Source organism: Streptomyces sp. NBC_00190 (assembly GCF_036203305.1).
Taxonomy (GTDB): domain Bacteria; phylum Actinomycetota; class Actinomycetes; order Streptomycetales; family Streptomycetaceae; genus Streptomyces.
Genome location: NZ_CP108131.1, coordinates 3,720,574 through 3,737,443, shown reverse-complemented (window position 1 = coordinate 3,737,443; position 16,870 = coordinate 3,720,574). Strand labels below are relative to the sequence as shown.

16 protein-coding genes and 1 pseudogene are annotated in these 16,870 nt (G+C 73.3%); 10 read left to right on the top strand and 7 right to left on the bottom strand.

Annotated elements, in window-relative coordinates:
* Nucleotides 1-71: 71 nt before the first annotated feature.
* The 3 genes and pseudogenes from OG429_RS17900 to OG429_RS17890 all read left to right on the top strand — a co-directional run bounded on the left by OG429_RS17900 (nucleotide 72) and on the right by OG429_RS17890 (nucleotide 1,987).
* A pseudogene (locus tag OG429_RS17900) lies at nucleotides 72-1,302 on the top strand (RNA-guided endonuclease InsQ/TnpB family protein).
* Between the two features lie 47 nt (nucleotides 1,303-1,349).
* The gene (locus OG429_RS17895) at nucleotides 1,350-1,721 is read left to right on the top strand and encodes a hypothetical protein (protein WP_328926323.1); all 372 of its coding nucleotides are present in this window, start codon (nucleotides 1,350-1,352) and stop codon (nucleotides 1,719-1,721) included.
* A complete protein-coding gene (locus OG429_RS17890) occupies nucleotides 1,718-1,987 on the top strand; it encodes a DUF4031 domain-containing protein (RefSeq protein WP_328926322.1) in 270 nt (89 codons plus the stop codon). The genes OG429_RS17895 and OG429_RS17890 overlap by 4 nt, the downstream gene beginning before the upstream one ends.
* On the opposite strand, the gene OG429_RS17885 is transcribed toward OG429_RS17890, so the two are convergent.
* Both OG429_RS17885 and OG429_RS17880 read right to left on the bottom strand, forming a co-directional pair.
* On the bottom strand, nucleotides 1,988-3,220 hold the full coding sequence (locus OG429_RS17885; RefSeq protein WP_328930321.1) for a Cmx/CmrA family chloramphenicol efflux MFS transporter: 1,233 nt from the start codon (nucleotides 3,218-3,220) through the stop codon (nucleotides 1,988-1,990).
* A 138-nt stretch (nucleotides 3,221-3,358) separates the two neighbouring features.
* On the bottom strand, nucleotides 3,359-4,009 hold the full coding sequence (locus OG429_RS17880; RefSeq protein WP_328926321.1) for an HD domain-containing protein: 651 nt from the start codon (nucleotides 4,007-4,009) through the stop codon (nucleotides 3,359-3,361).
* A gap of 110 nt (nucleotides 4,010-4,119) precedes the next feature.
* On the opposite strand from OG429_RS17880, the gene OG429_RS17875 reads away from it, so the two are divergent.
* Nucleotides 4,120-4,806 (top strand): copper homeostasis protein CutC, encoded by a 687-nt coding sequence (locus OG429_RS17875; protein ID WP_328926320.1) that lies wholly within the window; start codon nucleotides 4,120-4,122, stop codon nucleotides 4,804-4,806.
* A 23-nt stretch (nucleotides 4,807-4,829) separates the two neighbouring features.
* Here OG429_RS17875 and OG429_RS17870 read toward each other — a convergent pair whose 3' ends face one another.
* Entirely contained in the window at nucleotides 4,830-6,890 is a 2,061-nt protein-coding gene (locus tag OG429_RS17870; protein ID WP_328926319.1) for a HelD family protein, read from the bottom strand.
* Between the two features lie 312 nt (nucleotides 6,891-7,202).
* Between OG429_RS17870 and OG429_RS17865 the strand changes: the two genes are divergently transcribed.
* Nucleotides 7,203-7,388 carry a hypothetical protein gene (locus OG429_RS17865; protein WP_328926318.1) on the top strand — a complete coding sequence of 62 codons (186 nt, stop codon included), beginning with the start codon at nucleotides 7,203-7,205 and terminating at the stop codon, nucleotides 7,386-7,388.
* A gap of 202 nt (nucleotides 7,389-7,590) precedes the next feature.
* On the opposite strand, the gene OG429_RS17860 is transcribed toward OG429_RS17865, so the two are convergent.
* Complete coding sequence (locus OG429_RS17860; RefSeq protein ID WP_328926317.1) at nucleotides 7,591-9,234, bottom strand: DNA repair helicase XPB; 1,644 nt, start codon at nucleotides 9,232-9,234, stop codon at nucleotides 7,591-7,593.
* A gap of 192 nt (nucleotides 9,235-9,426) precedes the next feature.
* Here OG429_RS17860 and OG429_RS17855 point away from each other — a divergent pair, with 192 nt between their 5' ends.
* The 3 genes from OG429_RS17855 to OG429_RS17845 all read left to right on the top strand — a co-directional run bounded on the left by OG429_RS17855 (nucleotide 9,427) and on the right by OG429_RS17845 (nucleotide 11,470).
* Entirely contained in the window at nucleotides 9,427-10,155 is a 729-nt protein-coding gene (locus OG429_RS17855) for an RNA-guided endonuclease InsQ/TnpB family protein (protein WP_405681399.1), read from the top strand.
* Between the two features lie 127 nt (nucleotides 10,156-10,282).
* Nucleotides 10,283-10,732 (top strand): GNAT family N-acetyltransferase, encoded by a 450-nt coding sequence (locus OG429_RS17850; protein ID WP_328926316.1) that lies wholly within the window; start codon nucleotides 10,283-10,285, stop codon nucleotides 10,730-10,732.
* 270 nt (nucleotides 10,733-11,002) lie between these two features.
* Nucleotides 11,003-11,470, top strand: a complete 468-nt coding sequence (locus tag OG429_RS17845; protein ID WP_328926315.1) for an N-acetyltransferase — start codon at nucleotides 11,003-11,005, stop codon at nucleotides 11,468-11,470.
* Here OG429_RS17845 and OG429_RS17840 read toward each other — a convergent pair.
* The gene (locus OG429_RS17840) at nucleotides 11,455-12,060 is read right to left on the bottom strand and encodes a DUF4291 domain-containing protein (protein ID WP_328926314.1); all 606 of its coding nucleotides are present in this window, start codon (nucleotides 12,058-12,060) and stop codon (nucleotides 11,455-11,457) included. The two genes, OG429_RS17845 and OG429_RS17840, sit on opposite strands and share 16 nt — an antisense overlap.
* Before the next feature lie 81 nt (nucleotides 12,061-12,141).
* A complete protein-coding gene (locus OG429_RS17835) occupies nucleotides 12,142-14,625 on the bottom strand; it encodes a helicase C-terminal domain-containing protein (RefSeq protein WP_328926313.1) in 2,484 nt (827 codons plus the stop codon).
* A gap of 86 nt (nucleotides 14,626-14,711) precedes the next feature.
* Here OG429_RS17835 and OG429_RS17830 point away from each other — a divergent pair, with 86 nt between their 5' ends.
* Both OG429_RS17830 and OG429_RS17825 read left to right on the top strand, forming a co-directional pair.
* Complete coding sequence (locus OG429_RS17830; protein WP_328926312.1) at nucleotides 14,712-15,695, top strand: hypothetical protein; 984 nt, start codon at nucleotides 14,712-14,714, stop codon at nucleotides 15,693-15,695.
* Nucleotides 15,696-15,794: 99 nt separating this feature from the next.
* Nucleotides 15,795-16,412 carry an HAD family hydrolase gene (locus tag OG429_RS17825; protein WP_328926311.1) on the top strand — a complete coding sequence of 206 codons (618 nt, stop codon included), beginning with the start codon at nucleotides 15,795-15,797 and terminating at the stop codon, nucleotides 16,410-16,412.
* A 36-nt stretch (nucleotides 16,413-16,448) separates the two neighbouring features.
* Here OG429_RS17825 and OG429_RS17820 read toward each other — a convergent pair whose 3' ends face one another.
* The gene (locus tag OG429_RS17820; RefSeq protein ID WP_328926310.1) at nucleotides 16,449-16,700 is read right to left on the bottom strand and encodes a hypothetical protein; all 252 of its coding nucleotides are present in this window, start codon (nucleotides 16,698-16,700) and stop codon (nucleotides 16,449-16,451) included.
* Between the last annotated feature and the right edge of the window lie 170 nt (nucleotides 16,701-16,870).

Sequence of the window (16,870 nt, the reverse complement as noted above, 5' to 3'; positions counted from 1 at the left end):
GGCGGTCACTCGTTCGGATGGGGCGTCGGGGTTCCGGGTAGGGGAGCGGACTTCGGCTCTAGGTTGGCGACATGACGGAATTGGCGGAGGTGGGAGAGGTCCGGCGCGTCCGGTACACCTTTCGGCTTCGCTTGTCGTCTGCCGCCGGTGCGGCCTTGTTGGGTGAGTGGGACCGGTGCCGGTGGGTGTGGAACCAATGCGTTAGCGCGTCCCGGGCGGCACACAAGGCCAGGGAGAAGTGCGAGCCTTCCGGTCTCGACAAGGCGCTGACCGGCTGGCGCGGTGAGCGTGACTGGCTGCGTGAGGGCGCGTCGGTGCCGCAGCAGCAGGTCGTCCGTGACTTCGCCACGTCCCGCGCGAAAGCGTTGAAGGACATCAAGGCGCGCATGCCGGTTCGGCAGCGTGCGGGCATGCCCCGGTTCAAGAAGAAGGCTGTCGCGGATCCGACACTCAACTACACGAAGCGTGGTTTCCGGTTGAAGGACGGCCGTCTGCACCTGGCGGGCGGCATATCGCTGACGGTGGTGTGGTCGCGGGATCTGCCCGCCGACCCGTCCAGCGTGCGCGTCTACCGGGACAGCCTCGGCCACTGGTACGCGTCCTTCGTCGTAGAGGTCGGGGCACAGCCGCTTCCCGCCTCTGGCGCGTCGATCGGAATCGACTGGGGTGTGAGGGAGACCGCAACCACCACGAGCGATGCCCACGATCTCCCACACGCGCGGCACGGGAGGAAGGCGGCCGGAAAGCTGGCCGGGTATCAGCGGATGATGGCTCGCCGGAAGCCGAAGCGGGGGCAGGCCGCCTCAAGGGGATACCGGACAGCGAAGCGGCAGGCCGCGAAGGCGCACAAGAAGATCGCCCGGCAGCGCCAGGACACCGCCCGCAAGTGGGCCAAGCGCGTGGTGACGGACTTCGATCGGATCGCGGTGGAGGACTTCCGCCCGAAGTTCCTCGCGAAGTCGACCATGGCCCGTAAAGCAGCTGACGCGGCGATCTCCGCCGCCAAGCACGAACTGATCAACATGGCGCGCAAGCACGGCCGGGACCTGCGGCTCGTGCACCCGGCGCACACCACCATGGACTGCGGACGGTGCGGAGCGAGAGCCAAGCACGCACTGCCGCTGTCGGAACGTACCTACACGTGCACCGCGTGCGGAGCCGTCTCACCTCGGGACAAGAACTCCGCACGCGTCATGTCCCCCAGCTACCGCTGGGAGGTGCCCCCACGTCCGGGCTGGTCTCGACCCGGCTACCGCTGATCGTGGAAGACCCGACGGACCGCCGGTCCGCCAGGCAGCGTGAGGTAGAAATTCTGTTCGGGTATGGACAGGAAGTGTCAAAATGGGCCCATGGACCACGCGACCCCCCTGGAACAGGCGCTGCACGTCGCACGTGCACTTGTTCTCGCCGATCTCGCCGCCGGTGAGGTCGCCGATACCGATGTCGTCTCCCTCGTCGAGGACTCGGTCACGCACCGCCGGTGGTGGGTGGAGCAGTGGCCGGAGGGGGTCGACTACCTGGCCGGACTCGTCGCCCAGGACGTGCAGGACGCGTTGCTGGAGAAGTACGGGCGCTGGCCGCTCTGTCCCGTCTGCGCGCACGGTGACCCGCACGCGCTGGACGTGGAGCCGGAACTGGGACCCGACCCGCACTGGGTGTGCTCGGAAGCGGGCGTGAGAGTGGCGGCGGTGGGCGGCCTCGGCCCGGTCTTCCACCGGTGACCGTCTACATCGACCCGCCGACCTGGCCGGGCCACGGCCGCATGTGGTCGCACCTGGTCAGCGACGTCTCGTACGAGGAGCTGCACGCCTTCGCGGCGGCCATCGGCTGCCCGCCGCGGGCGTTCGAGCGGGACCACTACGACGTGCCCTCGTACCGGTACGCGGACGCGGTGCGGGCGGGCGCGGTGGAGATCGGCAGCAAGGAATTGGTCCGCCGCCTCACGGCGGCGGGCCTGCGCCGCCCGAAGGGCCGGGCACAGGCCTAGCTAGAGCCCTTCGGTCGCTGCGGCCGGGGTGGCCACGGCGGCCGGGGCGGATGCCGAGGACGCGATCACGCGGGTGGCGGTGGGCCGCGTGCGGCGGTCCAGGCGCAGCGCGATCGCGGTGAGGGCGATGGCGGTGACCGTCATCGCCGCGCCCGCCCACGCGGTGGCGGCGAAGCCGAGGTCCGCGTCGATCACGGTGCCGCCGAGCCACGGGCCGCCGGTGTTGCCGAGGTTGAAGGCGGCCGTGGTGGTGGCTCCGGCCAGGGTCGGGGCGGCGCCGGCCACGTTGAACATGCGGGCGTTGAGCGCGGGGGCGGTGAAGAAGGCCGAGACGCCGAGCAGGAACGAGAGGGCGACCGCCGCGGCCTGCGCCGACGCGAGGAGGGCGAGCGCCGTCAGGAAGACGGTCGAGGCGGTGATGCCCCAGATCATCACGCCGAACAGGTGCGCGTCGGCGACCCTGCCGCCGATGGTGGTGCCGATCAGCGCGCCGACGCCGAAGAGGCCGAGGATCCACGGGACCCAGCCGGACTCCAGCCCCGCCACTTCGGTGAGCAGCGGTGACAGGTAGCTGAAGGCGCAGAAGACGCCGCCCGCGGCCAGAGCCGTGATGCCGATGGAGAGCCGCACCTGGCGGTCGCGGTAGATGCGCAGCTCCCGCCCGACCGAGGGCTTCTCGGCGGGCAGCGGGATCTTCGGGATCAGCGCCAGGATGCCGGCGAGGGCGATCGCGGAGGCCGCGCCGACCGACCAGAACGCGGAGCGCCAGCCCAGGTGCTCGCCGAGGAAGGCGCCCGCGGGCACGCCGAGGACGTTCGCGATGGACAGGCCGCCGATCATGACGGCCATCGCGCGGGCCCGCTGGTCCTTGTCGACCATGGCGATGGCCACGGCCGCACCGACGGCCCAGAAGCCGGCGCAGGCGAGGGCGGAGACCACGCGGGAGGCGAAGAGGAGCTCGTACGTGGGGGCCAGCGCGCCCGCGACCTGCCCGAGGCCGAAGAGGCTGATGAGGGAGATGAGGGTGGTGCGGCGCGGGAGGCGCAGGGTGGCCACGGCCAGCAGCGGCGCCCCGACGACCATGCCGATCGCGAAGGCGGATATGAGCAGGCCCGCCTGCGGGATCGTGACGCCCATGTCCTCGGCGATGGGTGGCAGCAGCCCGGAGAGCATGAACTCGCTGGTGCCGAGCGCGAACACGGACAGGCCGAGGACGTAGACGGCGACGGGCATGCGGGGGCGTGCGGAGGCTGCGGGCATGACTCTCACCAACTGCGGCGAACATGATCGAATTCCCGCGACCTGACAGACTCGGGGGCCCGATTCACGGACCTGATGTACGGACCCGCCTGACCTCCCGACCTGCCCGGCCTACGCCGGATCGGCGAGCTCCGCGGCGAGGTTGGCGCGGGCCGGGGCCTCCCAGTGCGCGGTGCCGTACGGCGTGCGGAAGAGCCTCGGCAGGGCGAGCAGCTGCCGGAGCACGGCGGCACGGCCGGCGCGGAAGGCGTCGTCCGGGACGAAGCCGTACTCGGCGCGCACGGCGGCCGCGTACGCCGCGTACGCCTCGGGGGCTCCGGCCAGGACGGCCAGGTCCGCGTCGCAGAGCACCTCGCCGTTGCTGTCACCGGGGGCGGGGTCGTGGGTGACGGTGAGCCGGACCAGCCGGGCCACCTCGCCGGTGCGGTCGGCGTCGATGCCCAGCTCGGGCAGGGCCCGTTCGGCCATGACGGCGCTGCGCTCCTCGTTCTCGGAGCGGTCGGGGCGGTACACGGCGTCGTGGAACCAGGCGGCGAGCTCGACGGCGGCGGGGTCGGCCGCGTACGGCGCCAGTACGTCTGTCCGTGCCAGTACGTCGGCCAGGTGCGCGGTGGTGTGGTACCGGCGCTGCGGCTCCGCCCAGGCGGCGAGGAGGCGGTCGGCGTAGGGAGCGGGGTCGCCGCTCGCCCCGGCGGCGACGGCGGTCGCGTGCCAGCGGGCGCGGAGAGCGGTGGTGTCGGTGCGCGGGGTACTGGTGTCCATGCGCACATTGTGGGGGTGGCGTGATGGTGCTGGTGGAGCGAGGGCGGAGGCCCGTACTCTTAATATTGGACTAGACCTATTTTGGCGTACTGGACGAAGGACGGCATCGAATGAGCAACCGTGCACTCCTGGAGGTGATCGCCCTCGACGTGGAGGACGCGGTCGCGGCCCAGGCCGGTGGGGCGGACCGACTGGAGCTGGTCACCGACATGGCCGCCGACGGGCTCACCCCGCCGCGCGAGACCTTCGCGGCGATCAGAGCGGCGGTCGACATCCCGCTGCGCGTGATGCTCCGCCTGTCGGACGGCTTCGCCGCCGCTGACGTCTCCAAGCTGGTCCGGGCGGCGCGGGAGCTGCGGGCGGAGGGGGCGCAGGAGTTCGTACTCGGCTTCCTGAACCCGGACGGGAGCCCGGACCTCGCGGCGGTCGAGGCGCTGGTGGCGGAGCTCGACGGGTGCCGCTGGACCTTCCACCGGGCGATCGACCGCGCGGCGGACCGCGACGGCCTGCGCAAGGCACTGGCCGATCTGCCCGGTCTGGACACCTACCTGACGGCGGGCTCGGCGGCCGGCGTCGACGAGGGCCTGGCGGTGCTCCGCGCGGAGGCGGCGCGGAGCGGCGAGCCGGGGTACGGGGCGCGGATCCTGGTCGGCGGCGGCCTGACCCTCTCGCACCTGCCGGTGCTGCGCGCCGCGGGCATCGACGGGTTCCACATCGGCGGCGCGGCCCGTCCCTCCGGGTGGGGGCGGCCGGTGTCGGCGGCGGCCGTCGCCGAGTGGCGGGCCGCCCTGGCCTGACCGGCCGCTCCGGCGGCCTCGGATCAGGACAGGGCCGCCGGCAGGGGGGCCGAGTGGAGGGCCGTCAGGCCCGAGACGGCGCGGGTGAGGCAGACGTACAGGCGGCGCAGGCCCGTGCGCTCGTCCGGCTCGCCGTCCACGATCGCCGCGGGCTCGTCCAGGACCACGTAGTCGTACTCCAGACCCTTGGCCAGCGAGGCCGGCACCAGCGTCAGCCGGGCCGCCGCCGTCGTCTCCTCGCCCGGCGACAGGTACGGCAGGCCGGCCTCCAACAGGGCATCGGCCAGCACCGGGATCCGGGCGTCCGCCGCGATCAGGCCGATCGAGCCCTCGTGGGCGAGGGAGGCACGGCACGCCGAGACCACCGACGCCGTCAGGTCCGCCGTCGGCGTGACGACCAGCGAGCCCGGCGTCTCGCGGACCGAGGAGACCGGGGCCAGGCCCGGGGAGATCGACGGCAGCAGGCGGGAGGCGTACGCGATCACCTCGCGCGGCACGCGGAAGCCCGCCGTCAGCTCCTCCAGCACCGCCTGCGGCTTCCCGAGGTGGGTCAGCGCCTCGTCCCAGCTGCGCGTGGCCCACGGGGTGGTGCCCTGCGCGAGGTCGCCGAGCACCGTCGCCGAACCCGTCGTGCAGCGCCGCCCCACCGCCCGGTACTGCATCGGCGACAGGTCCTGCGCCTCGTCGAGGACCACATGACCGAGGGAGTGCGTGCGCTCGACGAGGTCGGCCGCCTCGTCGATCAGGACCAGGTCCGCCGCCGACCACTTCGCCGACTTCACGGTCCGCGGCGGCTTCGCCCACAGCAGGAGCTTCTGCTCGTCCGCCGTGAGGACGTCCCGTGCGTGCAGCGCGAGGAAATCCGGGTCCGACAGCAGGCGGAGCACCAGCTTCGCCGGTTCGACCGGGGGCCAGATCTCCTTCACCGCCGCCTTCACCGCCGGATTGCGGGCCACCGCGTCCTGCACGCGGTCGTCCGGCGCCTCGCCCGCCTGCTCCATCCGTACGAGAACCGCGTGCGCGATCCGCTGCGGCAGCGCGTCGCGGGCCGCGCCGTAGCGGATGTCGCGGTCCTGGAGCTCCTGCACCATCTCCGCGAGCTCGTACGAGGGCACCCGCCAGCGGCGCGAACCGCGGACCACCATCAGCGCCTCGGCAGGCTGCGTGACATGTGATTCGAGCGCGCGGCGCAGTACCTGCGCCATCCGGGCGTCGCCCTTGACCACTGCGGTCTCGGCCGCGTCCGTGCCGCGTACCTCCAGGCCGCCCTGCGCCACCAGGTCGTCGACGGTGGCCTGCTTGACCTCCAGCTCGCCCAGTGCGGGCAGGACCTGCTCGATGTACTGCAGGAAGGACCGGTTCGGCCCGATGACCAGGGTGCCCGTACGGGCGAGCCGGTCGCGGTGCGCGTACAGCAGGTACGCCACCCGGTGCAGGCCGACCGCCGTCTTCCCGGTGCCGGGGCCGCCCTGCACGCAGACGGAGCCGGACAGGCCGGAACGGACGATCTCGTCCTGCTCGGGCTGGATCGTCGCGACGATGTCCCGCATGGGACCGACGCGCGGGCGCTCGATCTCCTGCTGGAGCAGCTTGCTGACCGCGGCCCCCTCGGCCGGGTCCGACAGGTGCTCGTCCTCGTACGCCGTCAGCTCGCCGCCCGTGTAGCCGAAGCGGCGGCGCAGCGCGATGTCCTGCGGGTCGGTCTTGGAGGCGCGGTAGAACGGCTGGGAGACGGGCGCGCGCCAGTCGATCACCATCGGGTCGCCGTCGGCGTCGTGGACGTGGCGGCGGCCGATGTAGAACTGCTCGCCCTCCGCGCCCTCGGCGAGCTCCGCGCCCGGGGCGTGCAGGTAGTTCAGGCGGCCGAAGAAGAGGGGGGTGTGGGCCAGGTCGGCGAGGGCCTTGATCCGGTCGTCGATCTGGGCCTGGAGGACGATCGCGTTGACCCAGTTCGCGGTGACGTCGCGGATGTCGAGGGCCTCGACGTCGGCGCGCATGGCGCGCAGCGCGGCGCGGGAGGCGGTGAGGTGGGCCCGCTCGCGCGCGAGCGGGCCGATGTCGGATTCGGGGGCGTGCGCGGGCACGGGACTGCCTCCAGCTGCTGGTACGGAACAGATGGCCCGCCGGTTACCGACCGGCGGGCGGCTCTCCCCGACGAGGCGGCGGGAGGCGGCAAGAGCGGAGATTCTAGCCACGGGGCCCGATCCGCGCGAACGGATTACGGGGGACGGAAGTCCCCTTCCCGCGGGACCGCTGTCCGGGTGGCGGGGCCGCAAGCGTCAGACCTGCGGCATAGCCACTAGGGGGCGGCATGGGCCGGGAGGAGGAGGCGGGGCGCCCGGGGATTACGCCCCGGGAGCGATGTGCCGGGCGGCGCGGAAGCGCACCATGGACACATGAGCACCGCAACCTTCACCCCGATCCGGGGCGGCCGCCCTAGCGGCGCCACCGCCACCTCCGACTCCCATCCGCGCTTCGGCTTCGGCAGCGTGCTGCGGGCGGCGAAGGTCTTCGCGGAGGCCACCGTCCGCGTCGTCGTCCTGGGCGAGTACGCCGAGGACGCGGGCGTCGTCCGCCGCTGACCCGTCGCCGCCCGCCGCCCGCCGCCGGCGTCCCGTGCGGGCCGGCTGCTGGGGCTCCGCCCCAGACCCCGCGCCTCAATCTCCCCCAGCTACCGCTGGGAGGTGCCCCCAGGCGGGGCTGGATTTGGCTGATGCCGTCTGCCTGGCGGGCGTGGGTCCCGGGCAGAGCCCCCAGCAGGGGCGGGAGGCTTCCCTCCGGAGGCTAGTCCGTTGCCAGCAGGTCGTCGGCGTCCATGATGCGGTAGGCGTAGCCCTGCTCGGCCAGGAAGCGCTGGCGGTGCGCCGCGAAGTCCTGGTCGATGGTGTCGCGCGCGACGACCGAGTAGAACCGCGCCTCGTGGCCGTCCGCCTTGGGCCGCAGCACACGGCCCAGACGCTGGGCCTCCTCCTGGCGCGAGCCGAAGGTGCCGGACACCTGGATGGCGACCGTCGCCTCGGGCAGGTCGATCGAGAAGTTCGCGACCTTCGACACGACCAGCACGCTGATCTCGCCCTCGCGGAAGGCGTCGAAGAGCTTCTCGCGCTGCGCGTTGGACGTCTCGCCCTTGATGACGGGCGCGTCCAGGTGCTCGCCGAGCTCGTCGAGCTGGTCGATGTACTGCCCGATGACCAGCGTCTGCTCGCCCTGGTGCTTGGCGACCAGCGCCTCGGTGACCTTCCGCTTCGTCGCCGTCGTCGCGCAGAAGCGGTACTTCTCCTCCGTCTCGGCGGTCGCGTACGCGAGGCGCTCCGACTCGGTCAGATTGACCCGGACCTCGACGCAGTCGGCGGGCGCGATGTAGCCCTGCGCCTCGATCTCCTTCCACGGCGCGTCGAACCGCTTCGGCCCGATGAGGGAGAAGACATCCGACTCGCGGCCGTCCTCCCGTACGAGGGTGGCCGTCAGGCCGAGGCGCCGACGGGCCTGGAGGTCCGCGGTGAACTTGAAGACCGGCGCGGGCAGCAGGTGCACCTCGTCATAGACGATCAGGCCCCAGTCCCGGGAGTCGAAGAGCTCCAGGTGCGGGTAGACGCCCTTCCGCTTCGTCGTCAGGACCTGGTACGTGGCGATCGTGACGGGGCGGATCTCCTTCCTCGTACCGCTGTACTCGCCGATCTCGTCCTCCGTCAGCGAGGTCCGCTTGACCAGCTCGTGCTTCCACTGGCGGGCCGAGACGGTGTTCGTGACCAGGATCAGCGTCGTCGCCTTGGCCTTCGCCATCGCCCCGGCGCCGACCAGCGTCTTGCCCGCGCCGCAGGGCAGCACGACCACACCGGAGCCGCCGTGCCAGAAACCCTCGACGGCCTGCTGCTGGTACGGGCGCAGCGCCCAGCCGTCCTCGGCCAGGTCGATCGGGTGCGCCTCGCCGTCGACGTACCCGGCGAGGTCCTCGGCCGGCCAGCCCAGCTTGAGCAGCGTCTGCTTGATCTGCCCGCGCTCGGAGGGGTGCACGGCCACGGTGTCGGGGTCGAGCCGCGCCCCGACGAGCGGGGCGATCTTCTTGGACCGCAGGATCTCCTCCAGCACCGGCCGGTCGGTGCTGGTCAGGACCAGCCCGTGCACGGGGTGCTTGGAGAGGGTGAGCCGGCCGTAGCGGGCCATGGTCTCGGCGACGTCGACGAGCAGCGCGTGCGGGACGGGGTAGCGCGAGAACTCGACGAGCGCGTCGACGACCTGCTCGGCGTCGTGCCCGGCGGCCCGGGCGTTCCACAGGCCGAGGGGGGTGATCCGGTACGTGTGGATGTGCTCGGGAGCCCGCTCCAGCTCGGCGAAGGGAGCGATGGCGCGCCGCGCGGCTCCGGCGAGCTCGTGGTCGACCTCGAGAAGGAGTGTTTTGTCGCTCTGGACGATAAGTGGACCATTCACGCGCGCGCCCCGTTTCACTCAGGTCAAACCTCCATGGTGCCGTACGCCCCAGGCAGCTGGGAACCTGGCGCTCGGGTCCGGCTCAGCGGGTTCGGTCCGTTGGTGAGCTCGCGCGGTCGTTCACCCGTTCGTGTGGGTCGTACGGGTTCCCGGGAGAGAACTGGATGACGACCCTAGGTTCGCGGGAACTGCCTGCCGACCCGTCGAGCGTCTGCGTACCGCGACGGCCTCGGGCACTGGTACGCCTCCTTCGTCGTCCCTGTCGCAGCGCAGCCGCTCCCCGAGACCGGCCGGAGCATCGGCATCGACTGGGGTGTGAAGGAGACAGCGACCACCACCAGCGATGACCATGATCTCCCGCACGCCCAGCACGGAAGGAAAGCCGCAGGGAAGCTGGCGGGGTATCAGCGGATGATGGCCCGCCGGAAGCCGAAGCGCGGGCAGGCCGCGTCGAAGGGCTACCGCAAGGCGAAGCGGCGGGCGGCGAAGATCCACAAGAAGATCGCCCGGCAGCGCCAGGATGCTGCCCGCAAGTGGGCCAAGCGTGTGGTGACGGATTTCGATCACCTTGCGGTGGAGGATTTCCGCCCGCGGTTCCTCGCCAAGTCCACCATGGCCCGTAAAGCAGCTGACGCGGCGATCTCCGCCACCAAGCACGAGCTGATCAACATGGCGCGCAAGCACGGCCGGGACCTGCGGCTCGTGCGCCCGGCGCACACCACCACGGACTGCGGCCGGTGCGGAGCGAGAGCCAAGCACGCACTTCCGCTGTCGGAACGTACCTATACCTGCACCGCGTGCGGAGCTGTCTCGACTCGGGACAAGAACTCTGCACGCGTCATGCTCGTCCGGGCTGGTCTCGACCCGGCTGGTGCTGATCGCGGAAGACCTGACAGCCCGCAGGGCAGCCAGGCTGCGTGAGCCAGGAATCTCCCCGATCACGTGGGGAGAGGAGTCAATCCAGTCTGCCCCATCGCCGCGCGGGCCGGGAGGTTCTGTGTGCGTGGGGTGGTTGACGGGGCGGCAGGTGGGTGGGTTCGCTGGGGGAATGTGTGATCTTCGCATTGAGGCTGTGGGTGACGACGCCACGTCGCGGGACTGGCGGTACGTGCACAATCTGATCATTCCGACGGATCCGCTCTCCCCCGACGACGTGCGGGAGCGGGCCGGGCGCAACGTGCTGGAGGTCGCGTACCTCGGTGACGAGGTGGTGGGGTGCACGACCGTGCGGCCGCCCCGGGACGGGGAGCCGGTGGGCACCGTCATCGCGCGGGTGCTGCCCGGCCACCGGGGGAGGGGATACGGCGGGCTGCTCTACGCGCGCGGGCTGGCCCGGGCGCGGGAGCTGGGGGCCGAGCGGATCCAGACCGTGGTCCTGGAGTCCAGCCCGGAGGGGCTGCGGTTCGCCCTCGCGCACGGCTTCGAGGAGGTCGAGCGGTACGTGCTGCCGGGCGACACCGTGCCGTACATCGACCTGGAGCTGCGCGAACTAGCCTGATCCCAGGCCGCGCAGGAGCAGTGCGAGGCCGCCGTGAACTCCCGGTCCTGGCTGAGGGACCGGGCGCCGCGGGCGGCCTCGGTCAGGTACGGGTACTCGTCCGCCGGGAGTCCGGCGATCGCGGCGGTGCCCGCGCCGGAGAGGGCGCCGAGGTGTTCCTGCTGGATCGCGCCGCCGGGTGCTGGCCGCCGGCTACGGGGAGCACGCGGACGACCAGTGGCCCGTGGAAAAGCTGCTGACGCTGGCGGAGCGGGCGCGTACGGTCCGGGCATGAGTGGTGATCAGCAGACTTTCGTACCGGCCGACTTCGAGGTGCCGCGCGCTCTCACCGAAGACGCCTTCCGGCTGGAGCCGCTCGGGGAGCAGCACAACGTGCGGGATCTCGCCGCCTGGACCGGGAGCATCGAGCACATCAGGGCCACGCCCGGGTTCGTGGGGCGTGGCTGGCCGCCGGTGGAGGGGATGTCCGCCGAGGCGAACGGGGGCGATCTGGCCCGGCACGCGCGGGACTTCGCCGAGCGGCGCGGGTTCACCTACACGGTCCTGGAAGGGGACGACGAGGTCATCGGCTGCCTGTACATGTACCCGGGCAAGGACGATCCGGACAGCGTCCAGGTCAGCTCCTGGGTGCGCGCCGACCGGGCCCACCTCGACCTCCCGCTGTACGAGGCCGTGAGCCGCTGGCTGCGCGAGGCGTGGCCCTTCGAGCACGGGCGGATCGACTACGCGCCCAGGTGAGGCAACGGGCCCGCGGCGTACGGGGTTTCCACGGGCAGCAGCGCCTGTGCAGTCGCCCCGTCCCCGGAGCGGAGCAGGCCGTGGATCTCCCGGGCCAGCGGGGTGACGTCCCTGATGGCGACCGTCCACTCGTCGGCGTAGGCCCGCGAGGCGGGCCCGGACAGGCCCAGCTGGAGCGAGCGGTACGGCAGCGTGTTCAGGTGGAGGTCGCGCTCCGGGTCCCACTGGACGCGGGCCGACGTCGCGCGCAGCGACTGCTGCCAGGCGCCGCGGTCCGCGTGCACACCCGGCTCGTAGTGGGACAGGCAGGCCTCGCGCAGCGCCCGGTCGAAGCCCTCACGGGTGATGTCGATCGCCAGCACCGTCTCCTGGTCGGCCTTGGCTGCCCAGCCGCAGCGGTACATCATCCACAGGAACGACGGCTTGATCCACGTCATCCGCTCCCGCTTCCAGGCGGGCGGGAAGCGGCCGCCGCGGGCCGCCGGTACCCCCAGGGACGGGGAGTACGCCTGGTAGACGGTGACGGTGGCGGCGGTGTGGGCGGCGCGGATCTGGCGGTTCGGTACTCCGAACGACACGGCGTTGGACATACGGACCAGGGTGCGGGGTCCGGACCCCGCCCGGCCAGCGCTTTTGGACGAGGTCCTGCGCGCCGGACCCGGCCTCGCGCGTCAGACGTGGTCCTCCGCCAGCTCGGCGACCCCCGTGATCCGGTGCAGCGCGTACGTCCGTACCTCGTCCGCCGTGTGGTCGTAGCCGGTGACGAAGCCGCCCTCCACCCGCACCGGGGCGATGACCCGCTGGCTCGCCGCCCCGTCCGCGTTCACGTACCCGATCCACACGGCCGACCCGGTCAGCGCGGCCGCCTGCACCGTCGCCAGGGTCTCCGCCGCGCTCGTGCGCGGCAGTTCGCCCGGCACGGCCGCGGAGGCCACCGGCTCCTTGCGCACGGCCGTCGCCGCCAGGTCGCCCGCGCGGATCGCCCGTACGGCCGCCCGCAGCAGCGTCTCGTCCGGCACCGGCGGGCCGTCCGGCACCGGTACGGGAGCCGAGCGGGCCGGCGTGCGGTGGGCGTCGGCCCGCGCCACCAGCACGTCGCCGGTACGGGACTCCGCGGCCGGCGCGTACCCCATGGCCCGCAACCCCTCCAGCAGGGACGTGGGTTCGGCCTGCGCGGCCAGCACCGTCGGCGCGAGGCGGCGCAGCCCCAGCCCCGCCGACCGCTTGTCGGCCAGGATCTCGCCCAGCATCGCGTCGTCGTCGCAGCGCACGTACGAGGACGCCGAACCGACCCGCAGGTGCCCGTGCCGCCGGGCGACGTCGTCGATCAGGTAGGCCAGCGGCTGCGGGACCGGCGTGCGGCTGTGTTCCTTGAGGAAGGCGTGCAGGTCGGCGGCGGCGTGCCCGGCGTCCAGGGCGCGCCGCACCGACCCGGGCGTGAAGCGGTACACCGTGGCCCCGCCCTTGGACTCCACGTCCGCGAGCAGCGCCATCGTGTCGCCGAGCGGGCGGCGCAGCGGGCCGGGGGCCACCGCCGTCAGGTCGGCCTGCAGTAGTACGTGGTCCACCGGCTCCGGCAGCAGCGGGCTCAGCAGCGGCGCCGGGTCGCGCCGCTCCAGCAGGGCGCGGCCGAAGCCGCTGAGCGCGCCCCGGCCGCTGACGCCGAGGATCTCCGCCTCGGTCAGCGTCCAGTGCGCGAGGCGGGCCCGCAGGTCGCCGGTGCCGCGTACGGGACGCTCCCACGCGAGCCGGTCCAGCAGGGCGTCCGGGTCGGGGGAGGCGCCCTCGGGCAGGGCGGCCAGGAGCTCCAGGGCGCGTCGGCGCACCTCGGGGGCGGCGGAGCGGTCGAGTTCGGGGCCGAGCACCGACAGGGTGCGTCCCTTGCTGTCCTGTTCGCCGACCAGGCCGGCGGTGCGGGTGGCCGGCAGCCAGGCCGCCGCGAGCGCCGACCACCGCTCGGCGGGCGGCAGTTCGACCCAGTCGTCGAAGGCGGGGGTGGGCGCGTACCGCTCGTCCGCCTCCCCGTCACTGGCCAGCAGGCCGGCCGCGTAGGCGAGTTCGATCCAGAACGCCGCCGCGGACTCGGTGGTGTCCAGGGCGGCCGCGGCCCGCTTGAGGTCCCGTACGGCGAGCCCGCCCGCGCGCAGCACCAGCGGACCGGCGTGCTCCCAGGACTTCACCAGCTCCTCGACGGTGGACAGCGCGCCCAGCGCCTGCCCGGCGGCGTTCGCGTCCACAAGCTGTGGACGGTGCTCGCGGTGCGCGGGAACGGGCGGGGCCACCGGCGAGGTGTCCCGGTGCGCGAGCCCGCCGCGCAGGTGCAGCGCCACCTCGCGGGGCAGGACCACGGTGCGTGCGGTGGCGGGGAGCAGCAGCCCGTGGTCGCGCAGCCAGCGCACCGGCGCGGCCGGGTTCGGGGTGACCTCCCCGTACGGCGGCCCCCACACGAGCCGCCCGAGCACCTGGTGGGCCTCCGCGGGGGCCCGGTCCAGCAGGGCCGACATCCGCTCCGGGTCGGTGAACAGCCCGGTCAGCGCCGACACCGCGGACACCGGGTCGTGGGTGGCGGGCAGTCCGACGGCCGCCACGATCTCCTGGATCCGGGTCGGCGACATCCCGGCCGTGGCCTCGGCGACGGTGGGGCCGAGGCCGGTCGGGGAGGGCCGCTGGGGCGACGGCGCGAGCAGTTCGCGGGCGGTGCGCACCAGGCGCAGCCGGTCGTCGTCGCCCCACACCAGGGCCTGGTCGCGCAGGGTGGCCATGGCCCGGGGGAGCGCCGCGCGGGCCCCGTTGTCCTCGCCGGTGGTGCCCTCCTCGCCGGTCAGCAGCGATTCCAGCACCGGGTACGGGCAGGGGTCCGGGGCGACCGCCAGTGCCTCGGCGGTCTGCAGCGCGAACCGGTCCAGGCGTTCCAGCGCCCGTACCACCGAGGCCCGGGTGCCGGCGCGGGTGGCCAGCTGGGTCACGTCGCCGGGCACCGGGCCGAGCAGGTCCGGGCGGGCGTGCAGCAGGGCGGCGAGCGCCGAGTCGTCGCGGGCGCGAAGCGCCTCGGCGAGGGAGCGCGGGGCGCCGCTTCCGCCGGATCCTCCCGCAGTGCTTTCCTCGGGCACAGTCGCCTCCTGGTCGCGTCGGCCGGTCAGTCGGCCGGTCCCCATCCGGTCCACGGTATCCGCTGCGTCCGCGACTGCTCCACGGGCGCACGCGCTACCTTCGGTTGAGGCGGTACGGGAGGAGCCGGGGCGTGGGGATCGAAAGCGACCAGTTGGTCTACGAATATCTGAGCCGCGTCGGGGACTTGGCGCAGCGGCGGCAGCTGTCCTCCGGTGACCGGATGCGGCTGGTGTCGGGGCTGCGGGACGAGATCGACCGTCGGCGCGCCAAGTACGACCCGGAGACGCCGGCCGCGGTACGGGCCATCCTGGAGCGGATCGGCACGCCGGAGGAGGTCCTGGACACCGTCGGTACGCGGTCGGGGCCTTCGCAGACCCCGCCGGATCCGGTCCCGGCGGTGCCCGCCCAGCGGGGTCCGGGCCGCCTGGGCCGCAAGCGGGTGCCGCCGCCGCGCCCGGCGCCGGAGCCGCAGAACGTGCCGCCGCACCTGGCCGGGCTGGACGAACTCGGCCCCTCCGGAGGGGCGGAGCCCGACTGGTGGCGCGTCGGGGCGGGCGGGTTCGGCTCGGGCCCGCAGGTCGACGGCTTCGCGGGCGGGATCGAGTTCCCGGAGATGTTCAAGGAGCCTCCGGGGGAGGACGAGGAGCCGAAGAAGGAGCCGCCGGGGCCGGCGCAGGGGCGCGCGCGGAGCCTCGTACGGTTCCTGCGCGAGCGGCGGCGCGCGAAGAAGGAAGCGGTGGCGGAGGCCGCCGGGCCGGAAGCCGCGGCCGTCGCCCCCCGGCCCCGGCCGAACGCCTTCCTGATGCTGGCCGCGGCCTTCCTCGTCGTCGGCGTGGTCACCGGCTATTGGCTGCTGCTCGTCGTCGGCTGGCTGCTGCCGTACGCCTCGCGCGTGCTGCGGCCCGCCGAGCGCAAGTGGGTCGTCTTCGGCCCGCCCGGCGTGGTCCTGGCGGGGGCGGCGGTGTGGCTGTGGGGCCGGATGAACGAGAAGTGGGGCGAGACCCTGGCCGAGGACCAGGTGAGCGGGGTGGTGCACGGGATGTGGCCGTGGCTGCTGCGGGGCGCGGCGCTGGCGTCCGTCCTCTACCTGGTGTGGCGGGCCCGCCGCCGCTGACGTGCCCAGCCGCGCCGCGTCGTGACGCGAGGGGCGTACGTTCCCCCGCTGTAAGCCTGGTGTCGGCCCGCCGTCGGCCCGCCTCGGCACAATGGCGGTATGAACCTCACCGTCGGCTTCGACCTCGACATGACCCTCATCGACTCGCGTCCGGGCATCAAGGCCGCCTACCAGGCGCTCTCGGCCGAGACGGGTACGTTCATCGACGCCGACGAGGCGGTCACGCGGCTCGGGCCGCCGCTGGACGAGGAGCTCGCGTACTGGTTCCCGGAGGCCGAGATCCCGGCCATGGCCGACCGCTACCGCGAGATCTATCCCACATACGCCATCGGGCCGACCCCGGCGATGCCGGGTGCGCGCGAGGCGATCGAGGCCGTCCAGGCGCTCGGCGGCCGCGCGATCGTCGTCACGGCCAAGCACGAGCCCAACGCCCGCCTGCACCTGGAGCACCTGGGCATCGAGCCCGACGCCGTCATCGGCTGGCTCTGGGCGGAGGCCAAGGCCGGGGCGCTGCGCGAGTACGGGGCGCAGGTCTACGTCGGTGACCACGTGGGCGACGTACGCGGGGCCCGCAAGGCCGGCGCGCTGTCCGTGGTCGTGCCGACCGGTCCGTGCCCCGAGCCGGAGCTGCGGGCGGCGGGCGCGGACGTGGTGCTCCCGGACCTCACCGCGCTGCCGGGGTGGCTCGCGCAGTACGTCGCCGCGCAGCCCGTCTGAGCGGCTTCGGGGAAGCAGGGCACGTCCCCGGCCGGGTCAGGCCTGTGAGGCCCGGGCCGCCTTGCGCTGCGCCGCGGCCGACCGCAGCACGCCCGCCGCGGAGATGGCGAAGCCGACGCCCATCAGCATGCACACGGCCCACGCGTACGACGGGAACGGGTCGACGTCGAGGAACAGCGGGGCCATCGTCGCGAGCGTGGCGACGGCGCCCACGATGAACACGATGCCGCCGGTCTTCACCAGTGCGTCGCCGGGCCGCGCTTCGTCGGAATGAGGAGTAACAGTCACCCGACCAGGGTAGTTCCCAGGCCGGAGCGGCCGAAGCGGCCGCCCGCGAAGGACCGGGGAACGTCTTGTCACCCGGCCCTCGGCCATTAGCCTTGAGGTGGCGGGTCATCCATGGCCCGCTGCGCTGTTATCCGGAGCCGTTCCTCGGCACTCCGGACCCGACGAGCACA